The sequence below is a fragment of the Mesobacillus sp. MER 48 genome, assembly GCF_023714225.1.
Taxonomy (GTDB): domain Bacteria; phylum Bacillota; class Bacilli; order Bacillales; family Cytobacillaceae; genus Mesobacillus; species Mesobacillus oceanisediminis_A.
The window spans coordinates 119813-140368 of sequence record NZ_JAMAUR010000002.1 but is presented as its reverse complement, the minus strand read 5'-3'; the positions used below and the strand labels follow the sequence as shown (position 1 = coordinate 140368).

Genomic DNA, 20556 nt, shown 5'->3' with positions numbered 1-20556 from the left:
AATACGGACTGCTAAAGCATGGGCGACAGAAGTCTTGATGTTGACTCGAGAAGCCTGTAACCGATATTGCGTTTATTGAAATCATTCATATCAATTTCCTTTGATTGCTGGATATCACTTTGGAACTCCTCCACCAGTTTCAATGTGCTGCTTGTTTTATAGAGGAAAGCATTGACCTCGAAGTTCAGGTGGAAGCTTCTCATGTCCATATTGGACGTGCCAATTGAAGCAAGCTGGCCATCAACAATGACTATTTTGCTGTGCATGAACCCTTTTTCGTATTCATAAATTTTTACCCCTGCTTCAAGAAGCTCTGGAAAATACGATCTTGAAGCGAAGAAGACGATTCTTTTATCTGGCCTTTTTGGGACAAGCAGCCTGACATCAAGGCCGCTTAGGGCAGCCACTTTGATCGCACTGAAAATATCTTCGTCCGGAATAAAATATGGAGACGCAATCCAGACTGACTTATCCGCTGACGAAATCATCGAGAAAAAGATGTTCTTGATCACACTCCACTCATTGTCTGGGCCTCCTGCAATCATTTGAACCCCACCGTGAGTGTTAACCTCCAGTGCAGGCGATAAGTACTCTGCCGTCAAAAAGCTATTATTCGTCATATAATACCAATCCTGCAGGAAGATCAGCTGCAGGCTCCTTACTGCTTCTCCTTTTGCCATTAAGTGAGTGTCACGCCAAAATCCAAAATCCTTATTCCTTCCGAGGTACTCATCACCGATATTCAATCCTCCGACAAAGCCAACTGTACCATCAATCACAATGATTTTCCGGTGATTACGGAAATTGAATTTGCTGTTCAGGAACGGAAGGCGGACAGGACCAAATTCAACCACTTCGACACCTGCTTCAGTCAAATCGCCGATAAATTTTTTTGAAAGCTTCCAAGATCCAACCGAATCATACAGGAACCGGACCTTTACTCCTTTTTTGGCTTTTTCAATCAGAACATCCTTGATTTCATGGCCGATTGCATCATCGCGCACAATATAATATTCCATGTGGATATGGTGGGTTGCCTTTTTCAATTCTTCGAGAATATGGCTAAAAGTTTCATCACCATTTGTCAGCACTTTTGTTGATGTTGCAAAGGAAATGGGGCTATTCCCGAGCTTCTGGGCAAGATTGAACAAGCGCCGGTGATCTTCTTCCATTTCAAGCATCCGTGCTCTGTTCGCCCTTTCGCTGTCCCCTTCAATTCGTGTAAAAGTTTGCTTATCAAGAAAGTATTTACGGCGGAACATTTTTTCCTTCCGATGGTTCCGGCCGAATAATAAATAAAATATGAAACCCACAACCGGGAAACCACCGAGAACGATAATCCAGGTTAAAGTCTGGGCTGGATGACGATTCTCAAGGAAGATTACAAAGCTGATAAAGATCACGGTTAATGTCATGAAAATACTTATGTATCCTAAATAAACAGCATCAAGTTTTTCATAAAAGAAATAATAAATGCCTGCCAAAATGAATATAAACGTTAAAATTCGAACTGTATTTTTCATGGTAACCACCTGTTTTCCCGCTTCTGATTTCCAAACCACTGTATATATACGTTTCTATTTAGTAATGGGATTCATACAAATTATATCAAAAAAACTACAAACTCTCAGTTTTGAACCAGACAAGCGCTGCAGAACCGGTTGGGGATGCCGATATTTTACTTCATTGTTAAAATCGAAGCGACGCCAAGGGGAAAGAAGGGAGCTCGATTAAAAAAGCCGATTTCATTTCTGAAATCGGCCCTGTATCAGGAAAAATGCTTCCTTATGACATTGAATACATCATTGTCGATAATCTTGTTGCCATATTCATCAAGACGATGAATCGTCATGCTTGATTCCTGCCCATATTCGAGAAGGACACTTAGAATATTATCAATTTCCTCTTCATCCTCGAAATCTTGCTCAGGAAATTCAATATATAAATAATACTTGTCAGAATAACTATACAAGCTTGTTTTGATATTATCGATTCCCGGCCGTTTTGATAGCGAGATGACATCCTCGAAATCCTTAAAAAGTAATAAGAATTCAAGATCATCCTCGAACGAACTCTCTTCATCATCAAATCCTTTTGGATTAAATTGATGGTCAAGCAGCTCTTCGATTCGCTCATCAACTGGCATATCTTTCATTTTATCATTTGGAAGCGGCAGTTCAAATTTCGGCCCATCCTTTGACAATTGAGCCTTTGTAACCAATACCTCCAGACCTTTTTCCAGGGCCTGGACCTGGATCCATAATGGACCTTCAACAGTAAACTCTTCTTCTGCATGGACTTCATCCATCATCTCCCAGAACAGTTCCTCACTGCGATCACGGTTATACCAGATTTCTTCCCGGTCAAACCCGCGTTCCTCTATGTCCATATATGAAATGTAGAACTTTACCGTATTCTCATTAATGCGCTCGATTTCCATTCGCTTTCTCTCCCTTCCAGGCAAAGATTTGAAGGGACTAAATACCCCCAAAAAGCAGTTGGTCCATATCTTTTACCCTTAATAAATGAGTCTGAATCACCAAGTTTTTATTAAAGGAAGGTAAATAGAATAATCTTGTACTTTCATTTTATGTTATAATCAGCCATTTGGGAAATAAAATATGCACCCATTTTTATAAAAGGCTTTTTTCTTATTGTTTCAAGTCTTGTGCGCAATTCACTGGTTTGATACCATTGAAATTTCACAAAACAAAGGCAACTATAAAATTAAAGTATTCTTTACATTTTAGCAGAAACTTGGCTTGATTTCAATTTGTCTGACTGTCTTTGATGATAGGAGTGGAGGTTCGATCTTCAATTGGCGTTCTTTGTTGGGTTATCGATCGTTTACTACTGTCCTGCTGTCTGAAGTGAGCTTGGGTTCGGACAGCTTTGGTGGAAAACCAAGAAAAGCTGTCTGAAGTGAGCCCAGAGTTCGGACGGCTTTCGTGGCAAACCCAAAAAAGCTGTCCGAAGTAAGCCTAGGTTCGGACAGCTTTAGTGGCAATCGTAGAAAAGCTGTCTAAAGTAAATCCAAGTTCGGACAGCTTTGGTGGAAAACCAAGAAAAGCTGTCCCAAGTAAGTCTCGGTTCGGACAACTTTACTGGCAAACAATTAAAAGCTGTCCGAAGTTAGCCAAAGTTCGGTCAGCTTTAGTAGCAATCCAAGAAAGCTGTCCAAAGTAAGCCTGGGTTCGGACAGCTTTACTAGCAATCGAAGAAAAGCTGTCCGAAGTAAGCCAGAGTTCAGACAGCTTTAGTGGAATACAAAGAAAAGCTGTCTAAAGTAAGAGTAGAAATAGACAAAATCCCAAAACAAAAAAAGCTCCCAAAATTGGGAGCTTAATAAATTTAATTGACTAAGCGCTGTGCTTCGCGCAATTGGAAAGTGCGGACTTTCCGCGGAAGGAAGCGTCTGATTTCATCTTCATTATAACCAACCTGCAGGCGCTTTTCGTCGATTATGATCGGGCGGCGAAGTAAGCCTGGGTTTTCTTTGATTACTTCGAACAATTCCTGTAAAGGCATTGTCTCCAGGTTAACATCTAACTTTTGGAATGTCTTCGAACGAGTTGAAATGATTTCATCCGTTCCATCCTCGGTCATTCGAAGTATTTCCTTTATTTCATCAATCGATAAAGGCTCAGAAAATATGTTTCTTTCAGTGTATGGAATTTCATGTTCTTCAAGCCATGATTTTGCTTTTCTGCATGAAGTACAACTTGGTGAAGTGTATAAAGTGACCATTGGTAATTCACACTCCTTAAGATTTACTTATATATTATTTGCTTCAAATGAGCTGTCATTTATTAAATAATAATAAGTTTAATTTTATAATTCATATTGTTTATTATACACCATGAAGAGGATAAAAGGTATCCTTTTCAAAAAAATTCACGCGGGTGACTATGTAAGAATTTTTGTCCTTCTTTATATATAACGAATGAAATAGAAAAAAGTTTCATTAAAAATGAATAATTTTCATCTCCCTCTGATTTCAATCTATATAAATATTCGTAAAATTCCAGGCGGTTCTGTCCGTCAGCGCACAAATTCATAATTTAATTATATTTACCCGCTTTTGATATGCTTAAACATTTTATTATTTATTTTTTTGATTCTCAATTATGGTCTTCAAAATGAAAACGCAACCAGGGCGATTGCACCTGATTGCGTTTATGGTCAAAGGTCTTCAAGTAAGTCATCCCGTTTATCTTCAACCGTCAATACTTCCTCTACTGGCTGGTAGGACTCCCCGTAGAACGTCTTATCTTTATAAGTATGGATCATATTATAGGTTTTTTTCATTGCTTCATACACTATATCTTCTGATGATTCATTTGGCGACCAGTATAGAATTTCCATTTCATTGATTTCTTTTGTTGCCAGCGACCTGCGTCTGTATCCAACCGTTCGTGCATGTTCAAATCCTTCCCTTTTGTAAAACCGAAGTCTTTTTTCGGTATCTGTATCTTCATAATTAACCGGCTCTACTTCGAGGATGATAGGCTTCCCTTTTTCCTTGAGCTTTTCTATCAGCTTATGTCCAAGCCCCTGGCCTCGAGTATCTTTTGAGACAAAGAGATAATCGATGAATACGAAATCATCGGTTTCAACATACATAAGTACGTGACCTGGCCCTTCATCCTTATGATAAATTTCAGGCCTTTCCTTTAATAATGTTTCCATGTGTTCCTTTGATTTCATTTCCTCAATCGGGAAATACTGATTTAATTTTTCATACCAATGCATTGCTTATCTCCTTTTCAATTTTATTCCATCCCGATAAGCACCCAGCTTTTCTTATATACTCATGATCAAAATGCTCGTATTATTTTTTCTAAATAAAGTCCTTTTAATACGCTTACAATTCTTTTAAAATAAAGATGTAGGGATCATGCATTTATATTTACCACAATCATGAAATTGTGAAAAAAAGGTGGAGGTTTATCATGGGCGGTTACATAATGGATTTAACTATCGTTGCTTTGCTGATCGTGGGTATTACCGCAACAATTGGTGTCATCACTAATGGAGTTGGTACCAGATTCTTTAGTGGGAACAAAAGAAATGAATTCGTCAACCAATCAACCAGAGTGCAAGACGGCTGGAAAAATGTTGGCGGCAGCAAGAAGTAATTCACATTACATCTAATATTATAACTTTTATAATGGCGATTATCTAACAATATGAAAAGCCTGAAAGGATGAATTATCCCTTCAGGCTTTTTGTTTGTTTATGGTGTGTAATCAACATTAGGGGAATACCTGTTGCTGGCATTCCATAATAAGTATTCATTGATGCCCTGATCCTTGAGTGCCCTGATTTGGTCCTCGACTTCCTTTTTACCATACACGATGTAATTCCCGCTGCCAAGCCACGATGCTGTGAAATCCTGGAGCCATGGTCGTGATATGGGCGGAGTCTTTAATTCAGCCAGCTTCTTTTTTTCCAGCTTGGCATATTCCTCGACAAGCCTATATGGCTGGGTATCAGGCTTTGTAATACCGAAATATGAAGTCCAATGGCTAGGATAGATCATCGAAGAGATGACATCGACATTTTCAGAGATTTTCGAGAAATTCTGTCCTATACCTGGAGCTTCTGGAAGTGTTGCTGTATAACCGAATATATCAACAGATACTTTTACATCATAAGGCTTCAATTCTTCGCGTGCATATGCGACGAAATCAGTCACAGCTTTTACTCTTTTTTGGATATTATCCATCTCGATATTCTGATAATCTCCCATTGAGTATTTAAGGGTGCTGTCTCTCCGTTCAAATCCTTCAGGGAAACGGACATAGTCAAACTGGATTTCCTTGAAACCCATTTTGGCGGCTTCTTTCGCAATTTGGACATTGTATTCCCAAACATCTTTGACAAAAGGATTGACGAATGATTCTCCCCTTCCGTTCTTCCAAACTTCATTCCCATCCTTATATGACCATTCAGGCTTCTTATTTGCCAGTGCAGTATCTTTAAAAACAACTACCCTCGCTATAGGATAAATTTGCTTTTCTTCCATAGTCTTAAGCATTTTTTTGGGGTCCTTGATATATGGCTTTCCAATCTCTTTAAATGGAGAGTCATCACTGGGCTTGTATGTAAGAAATCCATGATCGTCTTTTATATCGATCACCATCGCATTTAAATCCGTTTTATCGACTAGATTCACCAGACTGGAAAACTTCTCCCCTCCTGCTGAATTTCCGGTAACATAGATTCCCCTGACTGCATCGGGGTACTCAAATTGATAGCCAGAGTCAAATTTGAACCTGGGCAGCTGTTTTGGAATTTCCCTCACCAATGACTGGTGTTCCCTGACTGGAAGTTTCTCCGTTTCATATGGTTTCGATTCAGCAAAAACTGTTCCGCTTGCTTGCGAAATAGAGGCAGCCAATAGTGCTGCTGCTGCGATTTTTTTAAATTGCACAAACACCTCTCCTTTCAAACCGTACATCAATTATTCATTATATATCTATTGTTAATTCTATTTTACCCACTTTCGACAGGTTTAGATATTATAGATTAATATTTTCATATGGAATTTATTCCCTCCGCCAAAGTCATGCAAAAAAAAGGCGATCTCAAATTAAGAGATCGCTTTGATTATTTTACATATTGTTGCTGATACTGTTTAAGTTCTTTCTCAGAGCAATAAACAAAATGCCCTGGTACTACTTCACGCATTTTCACTTCTTCTCCATCCGCATACTGATGTACATTCGGATCATATGTTTTGCGGCGGCGTGTACGCTCAGATTCAGGATCTGGAAGCGGAATCGCCGATAGCAATGATTGAGTATAAGGATGCAGTGGATTTTTGTACAATTCTTCAGCAGTCGTTAACTCAACCAGCTTACCGAAGTACATTACACCAATTCTATCACTGATATATTTTACCATTGAAAGGTCGTGTGCGATAAACAAGTATGTCAACCCTTTTTCACGCTGCAGTTTCTTCATCAGGTTAACAACCTGTGCCTGAATGGAAACGTCTAGAGCGGAAATTGGTTCGTCTGCAATAATAAATTCCGGCTGCACGGCAAGTGCACGGGCAATCCCGATACGCTGCCTTTGACCGCCTGAAAATTCATGTGGGTATCGATTGGCGTGTTCTCTGTTTAAGCCAACAGTTTCGAGTAGTTCATATACCCTTTCCATTCTTTCCTTATTGCTCTTGGCCAGGCCGTGAATATCGATGCCTTCAGCAATAACATCGGATACTTTCATCCTTGGATTCAGGGATGCATAAGGATCCTGGAAAATCATTTGCATACTTCTATTGAATTTCTTCAAATCTTTTTTACTTTTCTTGCCGTGTACATTTTCACCTTTATAAAGGACCTCTCCATCTGTTGCATCGTAAAGCCTGATGATTGTGCGCCCGGTTGTGGACTTACCACAGCCTGATTCTCCAACCAGTCCAAGAGTCTCTCCTTTAAAGATATCAAAAGTAATTCCGTCAATCGCTTTTACTTCATTTGGTTGTCCAATATTGAAGTATTGCTTCAGATTCTTTATTTCAAGAAGTTTTTCTCTATTTTCCATCAGCCAGTCCTCCTCCTACAGTTTATTTCATGTCCATGAATTTGCGCATTCTGCTCTTCACAGCTTCCGGCGGTTCTACCTTTGGAGCGTCCGGATGCAACAGCCATGTAGCAGCATAATGTGTATCGGACACTTTAAACATTGGAGGCTGTTCTTCAAGATCAATTTGCATTGCATATTCATTTCGTGGCGCAAAGGCATCTCCCTTTGGCGGATGCAATAAGTTTGGCGGTGTACCAGGAATTGCATATAGCTCTTCTTCCTTAGCATCAAGACTTGGCATCGAACTAATCAATCCCCATGTATAAGGATGCTGCGGATTGTAAAACACTTCATCAACTGTTCCAATTTCAACAATCTTACCACCGTACATTACGGCAACCCTGTCTGCTACGTTCGCAACAACACCGAGGTCATGGGTAATGAAGATAATAGATGTATCAATCTTTTTCTGCAGATCCTTCATCAATTCCAGAATCTGTGCCTGGATGGTTACATCCAAAGCCGTTGTTGGCTCATCAGCAATCAGGACCTTTGGGTTACATGCTAATGCAATCGCAATAACAACCCTTTGTCTCATACCACCGGAAAATTGGTGCGGATATTGCTTGACCCTTAATTCCGGCTTAGGAATACCTACTAGTTTCAACAGCTGGACAGCCCGTTCCATTGCCGTAGATTTACTCATGTTTTGATGCTTGATCAGCGGTTCCATGATTTGCTTGCCAACAGTCATTGTTGGGTTTAAGGATGTCATCGGATCCTGGAAAATCATCGAAATGTCTTTTCCACGAATTTTTTGCATTTGTCTGTCAGTCAGCTTTGTTAAATCCTTGCCGTCAAATAGAATCTGTCCATTTTTAATTTCCGAGTTTCCAGGAGGCAATAATCTCATGATTGCTTTAGTTGTTACTGATTTTCCAGAACCCGACTCGCCTACGATCGCCAGGGTCTCTCCTTTTTTCAGATCGAAATTAACACCGCGGATTGCCTGAACCTCTCCCGCAAATGTATGGAAGGAGATATTTAAATCTTTAACCTCTAAAATATTTTCCATTATATTCACCTGCCCTTTTAATCGCGCATTTTCGGATCAAGCGCATCACGCAATCCGTCTGCCAGCATATTGAATGTAATCATGATAAGACTGATGATGATAGCTGGGATGATCATCTCATGTGGATGCAATCTTAATACTTTAAATCCTTCATCGATTAAAGTACCCAATGAAGCTAATGGGTCCTGCAGACCAAGTCCAATAAAGCTTAGGAATGCTTCAAAGAAAATCGCATTTGGAATAGTAAACATTGTGTTAATAATAATGACACCAGCAAGGTTAGGGAGTAAATGTTTGGAAATAATCTTCCCGTCAGAATTCCCTAATGTCTTAGATGCAAGAACAAACTCTTGTTCCTTAAGCTTTAAAACCTGTGCACGGACGACACGCGCCATTCCAACCCAACCCGTTATTGTCAGAGCAACAGTAATTGAGATGATACCTGGCTGAAGCACAAGAATCATTAATATTACAACAATCATTGTAGGAATACCAACAAGGACTTCTGTGATCCTTTGCATAACATTGTCCAGTCTGCCGCCATAATACCCTGATACCGCCCCATAGGCAACACCAATAATCATATCAATCAGCGCTGCAAGCAAAGCAATATACAAAGAGATTTGGGTTCCCTTCCAAGTACGTGTGAAAAGGTCACGTCCTAACGCGTCAGTACCAAACCAATAATACTCGTCTACTTTTTTAACTTCATACATATTAATTTCTTTGCCGGCTTTATTTACCTTAACTCCATCAAAAGGGAGCCAACTGATATTTTCAAGCCCCTGAATTCTTGGCGGCAAATTATTATGGCTGACTTTTTGTGTGTCAAAATCTTTTCCACTAATTAAAGGACCAATGAAGGCCATTAAAACAAGCAGAACCATAACAATTAAACTTGCCAGGGCACCTTTGTTCTTACGCACACGCATCCAAGCATCCTGCCAAAAGGTTAAGCTCGGCTTGTTAATTTCTTCGCTTTTAGCTGAATCAATGATTGCAGGCTGAAAGCGATCTTTTGAAATTTTCGTTTCAAGATTAGCCATTACTTTTTACCTCCTGACAGTCTGATTCGTGGATCAATGATTCCATATAAAATATCCACTACAAGGATGATAAACACAAATAAAGCAGCAAATAAAATAGTTGTTCCCATGATAACAGGGTAATCATTAACAGTAATAGATTTTACAAACTGCTCTCCTAATCCAGGAATAGCAAATATCTTTTCTACTACTAGTGAACCTGTCATCAAAGAGATCGCCAAAGGCCCTAGTACAGTTACCAAAGGAATAAGTGCATTCCTCAAAGCATGTTTTACTGCGATTTCATAGTAACTTGCACCTTTTGCTTTAGCTAGAAGGATGTAATCCGACCCTAAAACTTCAATCATTTCTGTTCTCATGAATCGGGCTGAAATTGCTATTGGGAAAATAGATAATGCAATGGTTGGCAGGATTGTATATTCAAATCCTTTCCAGAATAGCACTGGGAACCAGCCTAATTTTACAGCTACAAAATATTGAAGAAGACCAGCAAAAACAAAGTTTGGCACAGCCTTACCCAAAACTGCAATAAATGTTGCACTATAATCCACCCATGTATTTTGTCTAAGAGCGGCAAATATACCGAGCATGATGCCTAATATGGTTCCAACAATCATAGCCTGGGCTCCTAATTGCATAGATGGACCAAGACGCTTGATCATCAGGTCGGTTACCGGTGTGTTATTAAATTGAAATGAGATACCCAGATCTCCTTGCAGCAGGTTGCCAATATATTTAGCATATTGTACAGGCACAGGCTGGTCCAATCCATACTTAGCTTTCATTATTTGCAATTGCGCAGGCGGCAATTTAGCTGCACTCGCAAATGGCGTACCAGGTATGATTTTCATTAAGAAAAACGTTATGGACGCAATAATGAAAAGAGTCAAAATCATAAAGAGAATCCTTTTAGCCAGGTATTTTCCCATAGTGTGCACCTCCTATATTATTTTAATTTTCCCTATTATTCGACAAATGCCTCACAGGGAAAAAGAGAGTATATCTAGATATACTCTCTTTCTATCATCAGAATTATTACCTTCTGAAATAAGAAACTGCTTTAGTTATTATTCTGCTTCAGTAATCTTAACCCATTGGAAGTTATAGTCAGGACCATAGTTGTAGATCGCAAGACCTTTAACTCCTGGGTTCAATAGGATGTTAGCTGCACGCTGGTAAACCGGCGCTAGACCAAAATCTTCTCCAAGCATGATCTTTTCAGCTTCCTGCTGAGCTTCCCATTGTGCTTTTTCATCAGTTGCAAGCTTGCCTTGAGCGTCCTTGATCAACTGATCGTATTTAGGATTAGTGTATCCCATTCTGTTGCTTCCGCCATCAGTGATCCAAAGGTCAGTGAACGACAATGCGTTACCGTAGTCAGGGCCCCATCCTGCGAATTGAAGATCATAATCCATAGCGTTGTCACGCTCTAGACGTACTGCGAAAGGAACACTTTCAAGTTTGACAGTCAAACCTGGAAGGTTAGTTTCCAATTGGTTCTTGATGTAAGCGTCAGTCTTCTTAGCTGCTTCAGTGTCTCCACCAAGGTAGCGAATCTCAAGCTTATCTACGCCAAGTTCCTTAAGTCCAGTTTCCCAAGCCTTTTTAGCTTCTTCAGCATTGAAAGTAACAATGTCGCCGTACTTTTCACGGAAATCTTCACCGTCAAGAGTTACGAAATCTTTTGGTACGAAATAGTTAGCAGCTACTGAACCATTGTTCAGGATGCTTGCAGCAAGGTCTTCTTTGTTGAAGCCCATTGCGATTGCTTTACGGATGTTTACGTTTTTAAGAGCTTCGTTCTTCTGGTTCATCTTGATCCAGAATACAGTTGGCTCCATCCAGCTAAGCATACGCTCATCGCCTTCGTATGATGGAACGATATCAGAAGAAAGCAATCCAGTCATGTCTGTTTCGCCAGCTTCAAATGCGTTTACAGCAGAGTTTGAATCTTTTACTACGTTTACAGTGATTTTCTCAAGAGTTACATCTTTAGCATTCCAGTAATCTTCGTTCTTTTCAAGTACCCACTCAGTGGCGTCAGTACCTTCCCACTTAGTCATCTTGAAAGGTCCGTTGTAAAGTAAGTTTTCAGCATTGCTTGCGAAAGCTTCGCCTTTCTCTTCAACAAACTTCTGGTTTTGAGGATAGAATGTTGGGAAAGCGAAAAGGTCAGCCCAGTATACTACTGGCTTTTCAAGAGTTACTTCCAAAGTTTTTTCGTCAATTGCCTTTACACCAAGAGTGTTAAGGTCGTAGTCTTTCTTATTTGCTCCAGCTTCAGTGATTTCTGCAGCACCCTTGATTTTGCCGCCCATCATGTAAGGACCATATGGAGAAGCAGTTGCAGGGTCGATTGCGCGCTGCCAAGCAAATACGAAGTCTTGTGCAGTTACAGGCTCGCCGTTAGACCATTTAGAATCGCGAAGTTTGAAAGTGTAAACAGTCTTATCTTCGCTGATTTCTGGTTCGCCATCAGCAAGTGCAGGAACCGGCTTGTGGTCCTGGTCAAGGCGGTAAAGACCTTCACCTACGTTGTTTATGTAAGTGAAACTTGTAGAACCTTCAGCTAGGACAGTGTCCATAGTTGGGATCTCGGAAGAATCCAACATTCTTAATTCCTGTGGTACGTTAGCAGTTTCTTCGCCTTTTGTGCCTTCATCAGCAGGCTTGTCTTTTCCAGTATCCTTATCTCCGCTGCTGCAAGCAGTCAGAAATAGAGAGAATACTAGAGTCAAAACTAATAGCAATGAAAATTTAGACTTTTTCAAAAGTTTTGCCCCCTCTTTTTTGTTGTTTTCTGAAAACTTTTTACATTCCCTATTATACATAGATTAAATTAAATGTTCAATATTTTTGCGAGAAAAATTTACAACTTTGAAACAATAGTAATAAATTTCCTAGTTGATTTATGTTATAATGGTGACTTATAAGCCTTTGTTCAATGAAATCAATGTGTTACCTATTGTAATATTTAAGTTTTTTACAGAGTTTTTTTAAAATATTACTTTAATGAAATAGCAATTTAAGGGAGAATCCGTAAAATGCGCAATAAAGTTGGGAAAATTTTTTTCGGTTTTTTTTCATCGCAGTTGATAGTTCTCTTCCTCTCTTTCCTCGTTCATAGAGGTTTTACCTTACTGAGTTATATCAATATTTCTTTTTATATTGCTAGTGCACTATTATTCATCTCCTTACTTGTCTATACTGTCAATTCAGGTTTCTTTGACACAATGTCCTATTCTTTCCGTACTGTTTTTACCAAGAAGGAAGAAGGAGAGAAGAAGAAGTCGTTTGAGGAAATGACTCCTCTGTCCGAGTTGGTCACCTTCAATGCGAACCCCCTTCTTATTATTAGCCTCCTGGATTTAGCTTTCATGCTGGCAGCCCTTTACGTTTATTATTTGTAAAATAATCCTGTTCCACTTGCTTATGATGGTAAATTTGATTATAATCATTTTTAATAAATCTTTAAAAGCAATGAAGAAGAATAGTACATTTGTTCAAGGCTTCTCAGAGAGTTTGTGGTCGGTGGAAACAAACAGCCTGGCATTTGGAATGGACTTCCGAGCTTCTGGTTCGAAACTAAGCAGTAAGTAGATCCAGGCGTAAATCCTGCGTTAAAGGAAGCCATGCAGCATAAAGCATGGGCAGAGTGACTCATTCGTGAGTAATTAGGGTGGCAACACGGACCATTCGTCCCTACAAGTAGGGGACGAATGGTCCTTTTTTGCGTTCTTCTTCTTGTTCTCAGGAAGAAGAACCATAATAGAAGGAGGAATTTTTTATGCAAACCATTTTTTCCGGCATCCAGCCGAGCGGAACGATCACACTTGGCAATTATATCGGGGCAATGAAGCAATTCACGGAATTGCAGGATGAGTATAATTGCTATTTCTGCATCGTTGACCAGCATGCGATAACTGTACCCCAGGAACGGATGCAGCTCCGTAAAAATATCAAAAGCCTGGCAGCCTTGTACATCGCATCCGGAATTGATCCTGAAAAGGTTACACTTTTCATTCAATCAGAGGTTCCGGCACATGCTCAGGCTGGATGGATGATGCAATGTGTTGCTTATATCGGAGAACTTGAAAGAATGACCCAGTTCAAGGATAAGTCTTCTGGTAAAGAAGCAGTTTCAGCAGGCCTATTGACATACCCGCCTCTAATGGCAGCTGACATCCTTCTATATGGAACAGACCTGGTTCCTGTCGGAGAAGACCAAAAACAGCATCTTGAACTGACAAGAGACCTGGCTGAACGATTCAACAAAAAATATAATGACATCTTCACCATCCCTGAAGTCCGGATAGCAAAAGTTGGTGCAAGGGTAATGTCGCTCCAGGATCCATTGAAAAAAATGAGTAAGTCTGATCCGAACAATAAAGCTTTTATTTCAATGCTGGATGATCCAAAACAAATTGAAAAGAAAATCAAAAGTGCTGTTACTGATTCAGAAGGAATCGTGAAATACGACAAAGAAAACAAACCCGGCATTTCCAATCTTCTTTCTATTTACTCCATTCTGACCGGCAAATCTGTTGCTGATCTTGAGAAGGAATATGAAGGAAAAGGTTACGGAGATTTCAAAGCAGACCTGGCAAAGGTTGTCGTGGATGTAATCGAACCCATTCAGAAAAAGTACTATGAATTGATCGATTCTCCTGAACTGGATGAAATTCTTGATAATGGCGCTGATAAAGCTAACCGGGTCGCAAACAAGATGGTCAAAAAAATGGAGAACGCAATGGGGCTTGGCCGCAAGAGAAAATAATCAGAAAAGGAGCTGGCATTTACCAGCTCCTTTTCAATTCAACCGTCTTATATGTAAAAAACAAAAAGAGCTGAGTACATCAGCTCCTAATTCACTTTCGGACCGTGCTCCATCTCCCATAATTTTTCGAAGAATGCCTGGCCTTTTATGATATTTTCACAGAACTTCTCATGCTTTCCTGACCAGCCGAATTTTGTCTCATCATATAGTCTTTCCCAAACATCTTCAAAGGAAAGCTGTTGAATCACTTCATATTGTTCAGGTTTCCATTCAGTGAACCAGTAGCGCACTTCAGCTACATTTTTTGAAGAGTTCAACTGGTCCATCGCCATGAACAACAACTGCTTCAATTGTCTTTCCTTCCGGGTCAATCCCCTCATTAAATCTGGTGATGGCGATAAGATATGGAAATCCTTCAGAGCAGTTTGGTCATTGAACCCATACTGAATCGTATCCTGATTTTCAATCATTTCATAAACTAGCTGTTCCTGTCTCGGAATCAGGCGGCTTTTGCGAATCGGGATATTGTAACCGATGGTGTCCACAGCAAGAATTCCTGTTCCATCAGAAACAACGAAACAATAATCAAGCTGCGTACGTTCATGGTTCTTCCTCAAGTATGCCTTGCGGAAAATGTCATCCAGAAGCTGTTGAGGCAACTCTGATAAATCGTTCTCAATGTAATTAAATAACAGATGGTCAATTTTCAGCAGCGGCACCTGGTCAAGGAGCTCTACTCCATCGTCCTTGCGCCACTCATGAAAGTGGCAGACATTATAGCCGTTCTCTTCCCCTTCGAACCAGTTTACCCAGACATCATGAAGATACAACATGATTTATAACCCCTCACTTCAAGAAACTGTTTGTCCATCAGTATGGGCAGCACTAAGTAAAATTATTCCTTAAAAGGAAGATCAATTTTCCTCATGATTATGCGGCCAGTATATACTTAACCAAATGATGCTAATTCCTGCAGGAAGAAAGTAACACTCCACCCTCCGCGATATAAAGGCTAAATATTCATCTACTCCGTGCCCAGCAGTAATCAAATTCAAATATGCGATTGTGCTGATCCCCCCCGAAACAGCCAAACCAAAACCAATCGTCAAAACAAACAACCTAAAAATCATCAAATTGGCTCTTTTCACAATTGACATTCAGATCATGCAACCTACTCACCCCTGCCTGTCCATTTTTATCATATATATGAAGGAAGTTGGTTACGAAGTACTTTATGTTACTTCATATTTGGGATTTAGGAATATATTAAGGTTTTAAGGAATATCTGACTAATTCTAAGGAATAAAATCAGATTCTAAGGAATATCCGGGTCAAACTCAGGAATATATCAAGATTTTCAGGATTATCCCTTCTTTGTCAAAAAATCATCACAATAAACAATAGGAGTTAACAGCATTTTGGAGAATTATCTCCTATAAAATAAGAAAAGGAGTGATGAATTTGTTTTATAAAGACAGAGACATACCTTATAAATTGAAAGCTGAGGAGGCTTTAATGCGCCGGCTCAATGTAAATCACTCTAAGCTGCCCGTAATTGAAGAGGAATACAGAAAGAAACTGGCGGGAATAAGAGGTGAAAAAGAACTTGATTACCATTTATCGTGTCTTACTAATAACTACCTAATCATCAATGACCTCAGGTTACAGCAAGGAGCCCACTTCTTTCAAATCGACTCCCTCCTGATTTCCCCCAAAGTCTCCTTTATAATTGATTCCAAGAATATTGCCGGAACAATTATTTTTGACCATGAATTCAATCAGTGCATACGGATCTTTAACGAAAAAGAAGAAGGAATCCGTGATCCCTTCACCCAGGTACAAAGACATATCAGATTATTATCACAGTGGCTTGATGAACATAAACTGCCAGCATTAAACCTCGAATATCTTGTTGCCATTTCAAGGCCTTCAACCATTATAAAATCCAAAGGAACTAACTCCTACAGTAACTTTCGAGTTGTGCATGCTGCCCACCTAATATCGAGGATTAGCGATTTAGAAAAAAGTTACCCAAAGGATCTTACCTCTATAAAAGAGATCAAAAAAATAGCAAAACAACTGGTGAAATATCATGTTCCCCATAAACCAAATATATTAGATACATATTCAATCCACCCCAATGATGTGAAAAATGGGGTCCAATGCCCCCAATGCCATGCCATTCCTATGGATAAAGTCTATGGCAGCTGGTATTGCCCTCTTTGCCAAACTTCTTCTAAAACAGCCCACATTCCTGCATTAAGTGATTATTACTTCCTCTATGGCAGCACCATTACACTCAGCCAATTTTCTGATTTTTTATTGTTGCCAAAATCAAAAAGTAAATCTGCCTCGTCTTTTTTGATTTCACTCAACCTGCCCTGCTCAGGCTCTAAAAAGGGGAGGGTTTATGACCTCACCTCTCTGATCGAAAAATAGCCAAAATAAAAAATCTACCTGTGTATGGTAGATTTTTTAACGGCGTGATCTTGGATTCAATGCGTCCTTCAGGCCTTCACCTACGAAGTTGATGGACAAAATCGTCAGTGTGATGGCAAGGGCTGGCGGGATCCAAATCCACGGCTTTCCTTGTAATACGTCTGGTTCATTTGCGAATGCAAGCATGTTGCCCCAGCTTGGGATTTCAGATGGAACACCAAATCCGAGGAAGCTTAGTCCTGTTTCTGCGACAATCATGGAAGCAAACAAGATTGTTGCTTGCACGATGATAGTAGAAAGGACGTTTGGAAGCAGATGCTTTGTTATGACTTTAAATGGTGAACATCCGATGGAAATCGCAGCAAGAATGTATTCATTCTCTTTTTCAGCCAAAATCTTGCTTCGGACAATACGTGCTACCCCGCCCCAGCTCAGCAAGCTGATAACCATGATCAGGATAACAAGACCATTGATTTTACCATAGAAAATTGTAGCCAATACGATAACGAATACCAGGAACGGGAAGTTCAGGACAAAGTCTGTAAAACGCATCAGCATGCTGTCCACGATTCCGCCGAAGTATCCAGCGATTGAACCTACAATTGTTCCAAAGATGATAACGAATAGTGTACAGCTAATTCCGACTAAAAGTGATACCCTTCCGCCATACAATAATCTCGTGAAAACGTCCCGGCCATTTTTATCCGTTCCCAGCCAGTGCTCTGCGGATGGCTTAAGGGACATTTGACTGATATTGATTTTAGTGATATCGATCGTAGTGATGTATGGAGCCAGGAAAGAGACAACGGTAACGATGATCAAAAAGATCAGACTTGTCATCGCAAGCTTGTTCTTAATGAACTTCTTGCGAGCAATGGCCCAAGGAGACAAGCCTTTTTCCGGCTTCAGGTTTATCTGTGTATTTTTTGCTGTAGAAACTTCCATAGCCATCCTCCTTAATCCAGCCTGATCCTTGGATCAACAATTCCATATAGTATGTCTGCAACCAGGTTTCCAAACAAAGTCAAGAATGAGAACATCATGGTCAAGGTCATGAGGACTGGATAGTCTCTTTGACTGACAGAGTTCAAGAATAATTGACCTATTCCAGGATAAGTGAAGATCGTCTCGGTGATGATTGCACCGCCAACGAGTGCTACGATATCAAATCCAAGGAAGGTAATCAGCGGGATGATTGAGTTACGTAAGATGTGCTGATTGTAGATTTTCTTTTCAGGTGTTCCTTTGGCTCTTGCCGTTCTTACAAAGTCCTTACGGCTGTTTTCTATAATGTCATTACGCAGGAATTGCGTATAGCTTGCAGTACTCAATAGACCTAAAACTAGTGCTGGTAAAAATACATGGTGTAGTCTGCTTAACCAATATGCAGCTGTTCCTTCTGTCGTGGATATATCAACCGATCCATTCGAAGGGAACCAGCCTAAGTTGAATGAAAAGAAATAGATTGCGAACACACCCGCAACGAATGAAGGCAGTGCCAACCCTATATAGTTTGCGGTGCCTATGACGTTGTCGCCGATTGTATACGGCTTTCTGCCGGCATAAATACCCATGATAAACGCTAGAATATAAGTGATTAGAATACTGGAGAAACCTAGAAAAATAGTGTTAGGCAAACGTTCACCAATGATTTCACTCGCCGGGATTTTATAGCGGGTCGATTTCCCGAAATCACCCTGCATGAAGTTTGAAATCCATGTGAAATACTGAATGTGGATTGGGTCATTGTAACCCAGCTTCTCGCGCATCTCTTCTATGTATGCCGGATCCGTGTTGTTCGGATCGATCTCCCCACTGAGTGAGTCCCCTGGCATAAGTTTCGCCAGGGAAAACACTACGATGGAGATAAGGAAAAGCATAGGAATCATTCCGAGTATGCGTCGTAAACTGTACTTAAGCATATGCATTCTCCTTAACTGAATAGGTGGTGCTCAATATTTATTGCTTGATCCACCATTCATGAGGTGAGTTAGAACCAGAAACGTCGAACTTAACGCCTTGAACACGCTTAGAAACAGCCATAACTTCTTCTAGTTCAAGGATTGGAAGTGCTGGTACTTCTTCGTTGAAAATCTTCTGCCAGTCAGCATATAGCTGCTTACGCTTTTCAGTGTCAGTTCCTACAACTTCTAGGTCAACAGCATCTTCAAGAAGCTTTTGAGCGTCGTCATTTACCCAGCGAGGATAGTTCCATACAGATTCAATGCCCCAAAGTGGCAGTGGATCCGGATCAGCGCCAGTTCCCCATCCGCCGTAGAATACTTCTAGAGCTGGGTCATCTTTTTCAAGTTGATCGTAGTAAAGGTTAACATCTGTCATTTGAAGCTCAGATTTCAAGCCAACTTCTTCCCAGTACTGAGTCATAGCTTTAGCACGTGCTTCGAAAGTTGGGTTGCCAGTTGCGTAGTGAGAGAACTTAACAGTGAACTTCTCGCCCTTTGGATCTTCACGGAAGCCGTCTCCGTCCTTATCAACATAACCAGCTTTATCAAGGATTTCTTTCGCTTTTTCTGGATCATATTCGTATTGGATCGGCATATCTTCGTTAGGTGCTGCAATCCAGTGAGAAGATGGGATTGGACGGTTAAGCGGCTTGCCTAATCCGCTGAAGAATGCATCTGTCCACGCTTGGCGGTCAATTGCAAACAGCATAGCCTGACGCAATTCTTTGCTTGCGTACTTATCCTTGTCCATTACGTTTTTCTTGCCATCATATTTACCAAGTTTGAAACCAATATAGTAGTAAGATAAGCCAGGATATTTTACTACTTCAACATTGTCAAGCGCTTCAATTTCTGGAAGAACTGTTGGGTGGAATGGAGTCATGTCAAGTGTTCCATTCTTGAGTTCACCAGTTGTAAGTGAAGTATCGATAACTTTAACAATGATTTTTTCGATATGCGGCTTGCCTTTCCAGTAGTCTTCATTACGAGTAAGCTCTACTGATTCACCAGGGATAACCTTTGTCACTTTGTAAGCACCTGTTCCGACAGGCTTAGTGCGGACCTGCTCAGAAGCAGCCATGTCCTTAGGATCGATTCCTTCGAATTCCTTGCGAGAAAGCGGGTAAGCCCAAACATTTTCAAGGTTGTTTACGCGAGCCTTGTCAAAAGTGATTTTCAAAGTATAGTCATCAACTACTTCAAGACCTGAGATTTTGTCAGCCTTGCCTTCGTTGTAATCCTTAGCACCTTCGATTGTGTTAACGTTAGACCAGCGCTGGTGTTCTCCACCAAGTTTAGCGATCGTTTCAAGAGCGAATACCCAGTCATTAACTGTTAGTTCTTCGCCATTGTGCCATTTTACGCCTTTTTCAAATGTGAATGTGAAAACTTTATTGTCATCAGTTTTCCAGCTGGCAATGTTTGGCTCAGCCTTAAGGTTTTCATCATAGTCGATCAATGGATCATCGAAGAATGCGATGATGTCATCGTCTCCGTCAGCATCATAGAAGTTCCAGTTCAAAAGGCCTTTGAACTCAGAGCTTAGAGCGTAAGTCAATGTACCGCCATCCTGTGGCTTTCCTTCTTCAGCAGTGCCTTTTTCTCCGTCTTTCGGATCAGCAGTCGTCTTTTCTTTTTCTCCTCCGCTGCACGCAGCAAGGAATGTTGATAAAACCAGTACTAGCATAGCTAGCCAAAGCAATGGTTTCTTCATGGTTT

Annotated in this window: 19 protein-coding genes and 1 other annotated feature; of the genes, 4 read left to right on the top strand and 15 right to left on the bottom strand. The window is 40.3% G+C overall.

What is annotated here, in order from left to right; translation table 11 throughout:
* Window positions 1-11: 11 nt before the first annotated feature.
* The 4 genes from cls to M3593_RS06910 all read right to left on the bottom strand — a co-directional run bounded on the left by cls (window position 12) and on the right by M3593_RS06910 (window position 4752).
* Window positions 12-1523 (bottom strand): cardiolipin synthase, encoded by a 1512-nt coding sequence (gene cls / locus M3593_RS06925; RefSeq protein ID WP_144474567.1) that lies wholly within the window; start codon window positions 1521-1523, stop codon window positions 12-14.
* 245 nt (window positions 1524-1768) lie between these two features.
* Window positions 1769-2440: an adaptor protein MecA gene (gene mecA / locus M3593_RS06920; protein ID WP_144474566.1), complete on the bottom strand. Its 672-nt coding sequence runs from the start codon at window positions 2438-2440 to the stop codon at window positions 1769-1771.
* Between the two features lie 911 nt (window positions 2441-3351).
* On the bottom strand, window positions 3352-3747 hold the full coding sequence (gene spxA / locus M3593_RS06915) for a transcriptional regulator SpxA (protein ID WP_079508109.1): 396 nt from the start codon (window positions 3745-3747) through the stop codon (window positions 3352-3354).
* 435 nt (window positions 3748-4182) lie between these two features.
* Window positions 4183-4752 carry a GNAT family N-acetyltransferase gene (locus tag M3593_RS06910; protein WP_144474565.1) on the bottom strand — a complete coding sequence of 190 codons (570 nt, stop codon included), beginning with the start codon at window positions 4750-4752 and terminating at the stop codon, window positions 4183-4185.
* A 200-nt stretch (window positions 4753-4952) separates the two neighbouring features.
* On the opposite strand from M3593_RS06910, the gene M3593_RS06905 reads away from it, so the two are divergent.
* A complete protein-coding gene (locus M3593_RS06905; RefSeq protein ID WP_144474564.1) occupies window positions 4953-5138 on the top strand; it encodes a hypothetical protein in 186 nt (61 codons plus the stop codon).
* 98 nt (window positions 5139-5236) lie between these two features.
* On the opposite strand, the gene M3593_RS06900 is transcribed toward M3593_RS06905, so the two are convergent.
* The 6 genes from M3593_RS06900 to M3593_RS06875 form a co-directional block, all read right to left on the bottom strand.
* Window positions 5237-6442, bottom strand: coding sequence for a putative glycoside hydrolase (locus tag M3593_RS06900; protein ID WP_395883491.1), 1206 nt, complete (start codon window positions 6440-6442; stop codon window positions 5237-5239).
* A gap of 170 nt (window positions 6443-6612) precedes the next feature.
* Window positions 6613-7554 carry an ABC transporter ATP-binding protein gene (locus tag M3593_RS06895; protein ID WP_144474562.1) on the bottom strand — a complete coding sequence of 314 codons (942 nt, stop codon included), beginning with the start codon at window positions 7552-7554 and terminating at the stop codon, window positions 6613-6615.
* Window positions 7555-7576: 22 nt separating this feature from the next.
* Window positions 7577-8611: an ABC transporter ATP-binding protein gene (locus M3593_RS06890; RefSeq protein WP_144474561.1), complete on the bottom strand. Its 1035-nt coding sequence runs from the start codon at window positions 8609-8611 to the stop codon at window positions 7577-7579.
* Window positions 8612-8628: 17 nt separating this feature from the next.
* Window positions 8629-9657, bottom strand: a complete 1029-nt coding sequence (gene opp3C, locus M3593_RS06885; RefSeq protein WP_144474560.1) for an oligopeptide ABC transporter permease — start codon at window positions 9655-9657, stop codon at window positions 8629-8631.
* Window positions 9657-10586 (bottom strand): oligopeptide ABC transporter permease, encoded by a 930-nt coding sequence (gene opp3b, locus M3593_RS06880; protein ID WP_144474559.1) that lies wholly within the window; start codon window positions 10584-10586, stop codon window positions 9657-9659. Before opp3b ends, opp3C begins: the two co-directional genes overlap by 1 nt.
* 138 nt (window positions 10587-10724) lie before the next feature.
* Window positions 10725-12428 (bottom strand): peptide ABC transporter substrate-binding protein, encoded by a 1704-nt coding sequence (locus M3593_RS06875; protein ID WP_144474558.1) that lies wholly within the window; start codon window positions 12426-12428, stop codon window positions 10725-10727.
* Between the two features lie 273 nt (window positions 12429-12701).
* Here M3593_RS06875 and M3593_RS24220 point away from each other — a divergent pair, with 273 nt between their 5' ends.
* Both M3593_RS24220 and trpS read left to right on the top strand, forming a co-directional pair.
* Window positions 12702-13067, top strand: a complete 366-nt coding sequence (locus tag M3593_RS24220) for a DUF3899 domain-containing protein (protein ID WP_353056077.1) — start codon at window positions 12702-12704, stop codon at window positions 13065-13067.
* 61 nt (window positions 13068-13128) lie between these two features.
* Window positions 13129-13364, top strand: a binding site (T-box leader).
* Between the two features lie 80 nt (window positions 13365-13444).
* Window positions 13445-14434, top strand: a complete 990-nt coding sequence (trpS, locus tag M3593_RS06870; RefSeq protein WP_251544106.1) for a tryptophan--tRNA ligase — start codon at window positions 13445-13447, stop codon at window positions 14432-14434.
* A gap of 86 nt (window positions 14435-14520) precedes the next feature.
* Here trpS and M3593_RS06865 read toward each other — a convergent pair whose 3' ends face one another.
* Window positions 14521-15267, bottom strand: coding sequence for a YjbA family protein (locus tag M3593_RS06865; protein WP_251544108.1), 747 nt, complete (start codon window positions 15265-15267; stop codon window positions 14521-14523).
* Between the two features lie 81 nt (window positions 15268-15348).
* On the bottom strand, window positions 15349-15564 hold the full coding sequence (locus M3593_RS24360) for a YuzI family membrane protein (RefSeq protein WP_251544223.1): 216 nt from the start codon (window positions 15562-15564) through the stop codon (window positions 15349-15351).
* A gap of 331 nt (window positions 15565-15895) precedes the next feature.
* Between M3593_RS24360 and M3593_RS06855 the strand changes: the two genes are divergently transcribed.
* Window positions 15896-16873, top strand: coding sequence for a nuclease-related domain-containing protein (locus tag M3593_RS06855; RefSeq protein WP_251544110.1), 978 nt, complete (start codon window positions 15896-15898; stop codon window positions 16871-16873).
* Between the two features lie 36 nt (window positions 16874-16909).
* Here the strand turns inward: M3593_RS06855 and opp4C are convergent, their stop codons facing one another.
* The 3 genes from opp4C to opp4A are packed head-to-tail and all read right to left on the bottom strand — an operon-like array spanning window position 16910 to window position 20551.
* Window positions 16910-17818 (bottom strand): oligopeptide ABC transporter permease, encoded by a 909-nt coding sequence (opp4C, locus tag M3593_RS06850; protein WP_144474554.1) that lies wholly within the window; start codon window positions 17816-17818, stop codon window positions 16910-16912.
* Between the two features lie 11 nt (window positions 17819-17829).
* On the bottom strand, window positions 17830-18795 hold the full coding sequence (gene opp4B, locus M3593_RS06845) for an oligopeptide ABC transporter permease (RefSeq protein WP_144474553.1): 966 nt from the start codon (window positions 18793-18795) through the stop codon (window positions 17830-17832).
* Between the two features lie 37 nt (window positions 18796-18832).
* Window positions 18833-20551 (bottom strand): oligopeptide ABC transporter substrate-binding protein, encoded by a 1719-nt coding sequence (opp4A, locus tag M3593_RS06840; protein ID WP_251544112.1) that lies wholly within the window; start codon window positions 20549-20551, stop codon window positions 18833-18835.
* Between the last annotated feature and the right edge of the window lie 5 nt (window positions 20552-20556).

Coding starts and splice junctions, on each gene's coding strand:
- opp3b (WP_144474559.1), bottom strand. CDS start 10,586: ATGGGAAAATACCTGGCTAAAAGGATTCTCTTTATGATTTTGACTCTT.
- spxA (WP_079508109.1), bottom strand. CDS start 3,747: ATGGTCACTTTATACACTTCACCAAGTTGTACTTCATGCAGAAAAGCA.
- mecA (WP_144474566.1), bottom strand. CDS start 2,440: ATGGAAATCGAGCGCATTAATGAGAATACGGTAAAGTTCTACATTTCA.
- opp3C (WP_144474560.1), bottom strand. CDS start 9,657: ATGGCTAATCTTGAAACGAAAATTTCAAAAGATCGCTTTCAGCCTGCA.
- opp4A (WP_251544112.1), bottom strand. CDS start 20,551: ATGAAGAAACCATTGCTTTGGCTAGCTATGCTAGTACTGGTTTTATCA.
- M3593_RS06905 (WP_144474564.1), top strand. CDS start 4,953: ATGGGCGGTTACATAATGGATTTAACTATCGTTGCTTTGCTGATCGTG.
- opp4B (WP_144474553.1), bottom strand. CDS start 18,795: ATGCTTAAGTACAGTTTACGACGCATACTCGGAATGATTCCTATGCTT.
- M3593_RS24360 (WP_251544223.1), bottom strand. CDS start 15,564: ATGATTTTTAGGTTGTTTGTTTTGACGATTGGTTTTGGTTTGGCTGTT.
- cls (WP_144474567.1), bottom strand. CDS start 1,523: ATGAAAAATACAGTTCGAATTTTAACGTTTATATTCATTTTGGCAGGC.
- opp4C (WP_144474554.1), bottom strand. CDS start 17,818: ATGGAAGTTTCTACAGCAAAAAATACACAGATAAACCTGAAGCCGGAA.
- M3593_RS06865 (WP_251544108.1), bottom strand. CDS start 15,267: ATGTTGTATCTTCATGATGTCTGGGTAAACTGGTTCGAAGGGGAAGAG.
- M3593_RS06895 (WP_144474562.1), bottom strand. CDS start 7,554: ATGGAAAATAGAGAAAAACTTCTTGAAATAAAGAATCTGAAGCAATAC.
- M3593_RS06890 (WP_144474561.1), bottom strand. CDS start 8,611: ATGGAAAATATTTTAGAGGTTAAAGATTTAAATATCTCCTTCCATACA.
- M3593_RS24220 (WP_353056077.1), top strand. CDS start 12,702: ATGCGCAATAAAGTTGGGAAAATTTTTTTCGGTTTTTTTTCATCGCAG.
- M3593_RS06910 (WP_144474565.1), bottom strand. CDS start 4,752: ATGCATTGGTATGAAAAATTAAATCAGTATTTCCCGATTGAGGAAATG.
- trpS (WP_251544106.1), top strand. CDS start 13,445: ATGCAAACCATTTTTTCCGGCATCCAGCCGAGCGGAACGATCACACTT.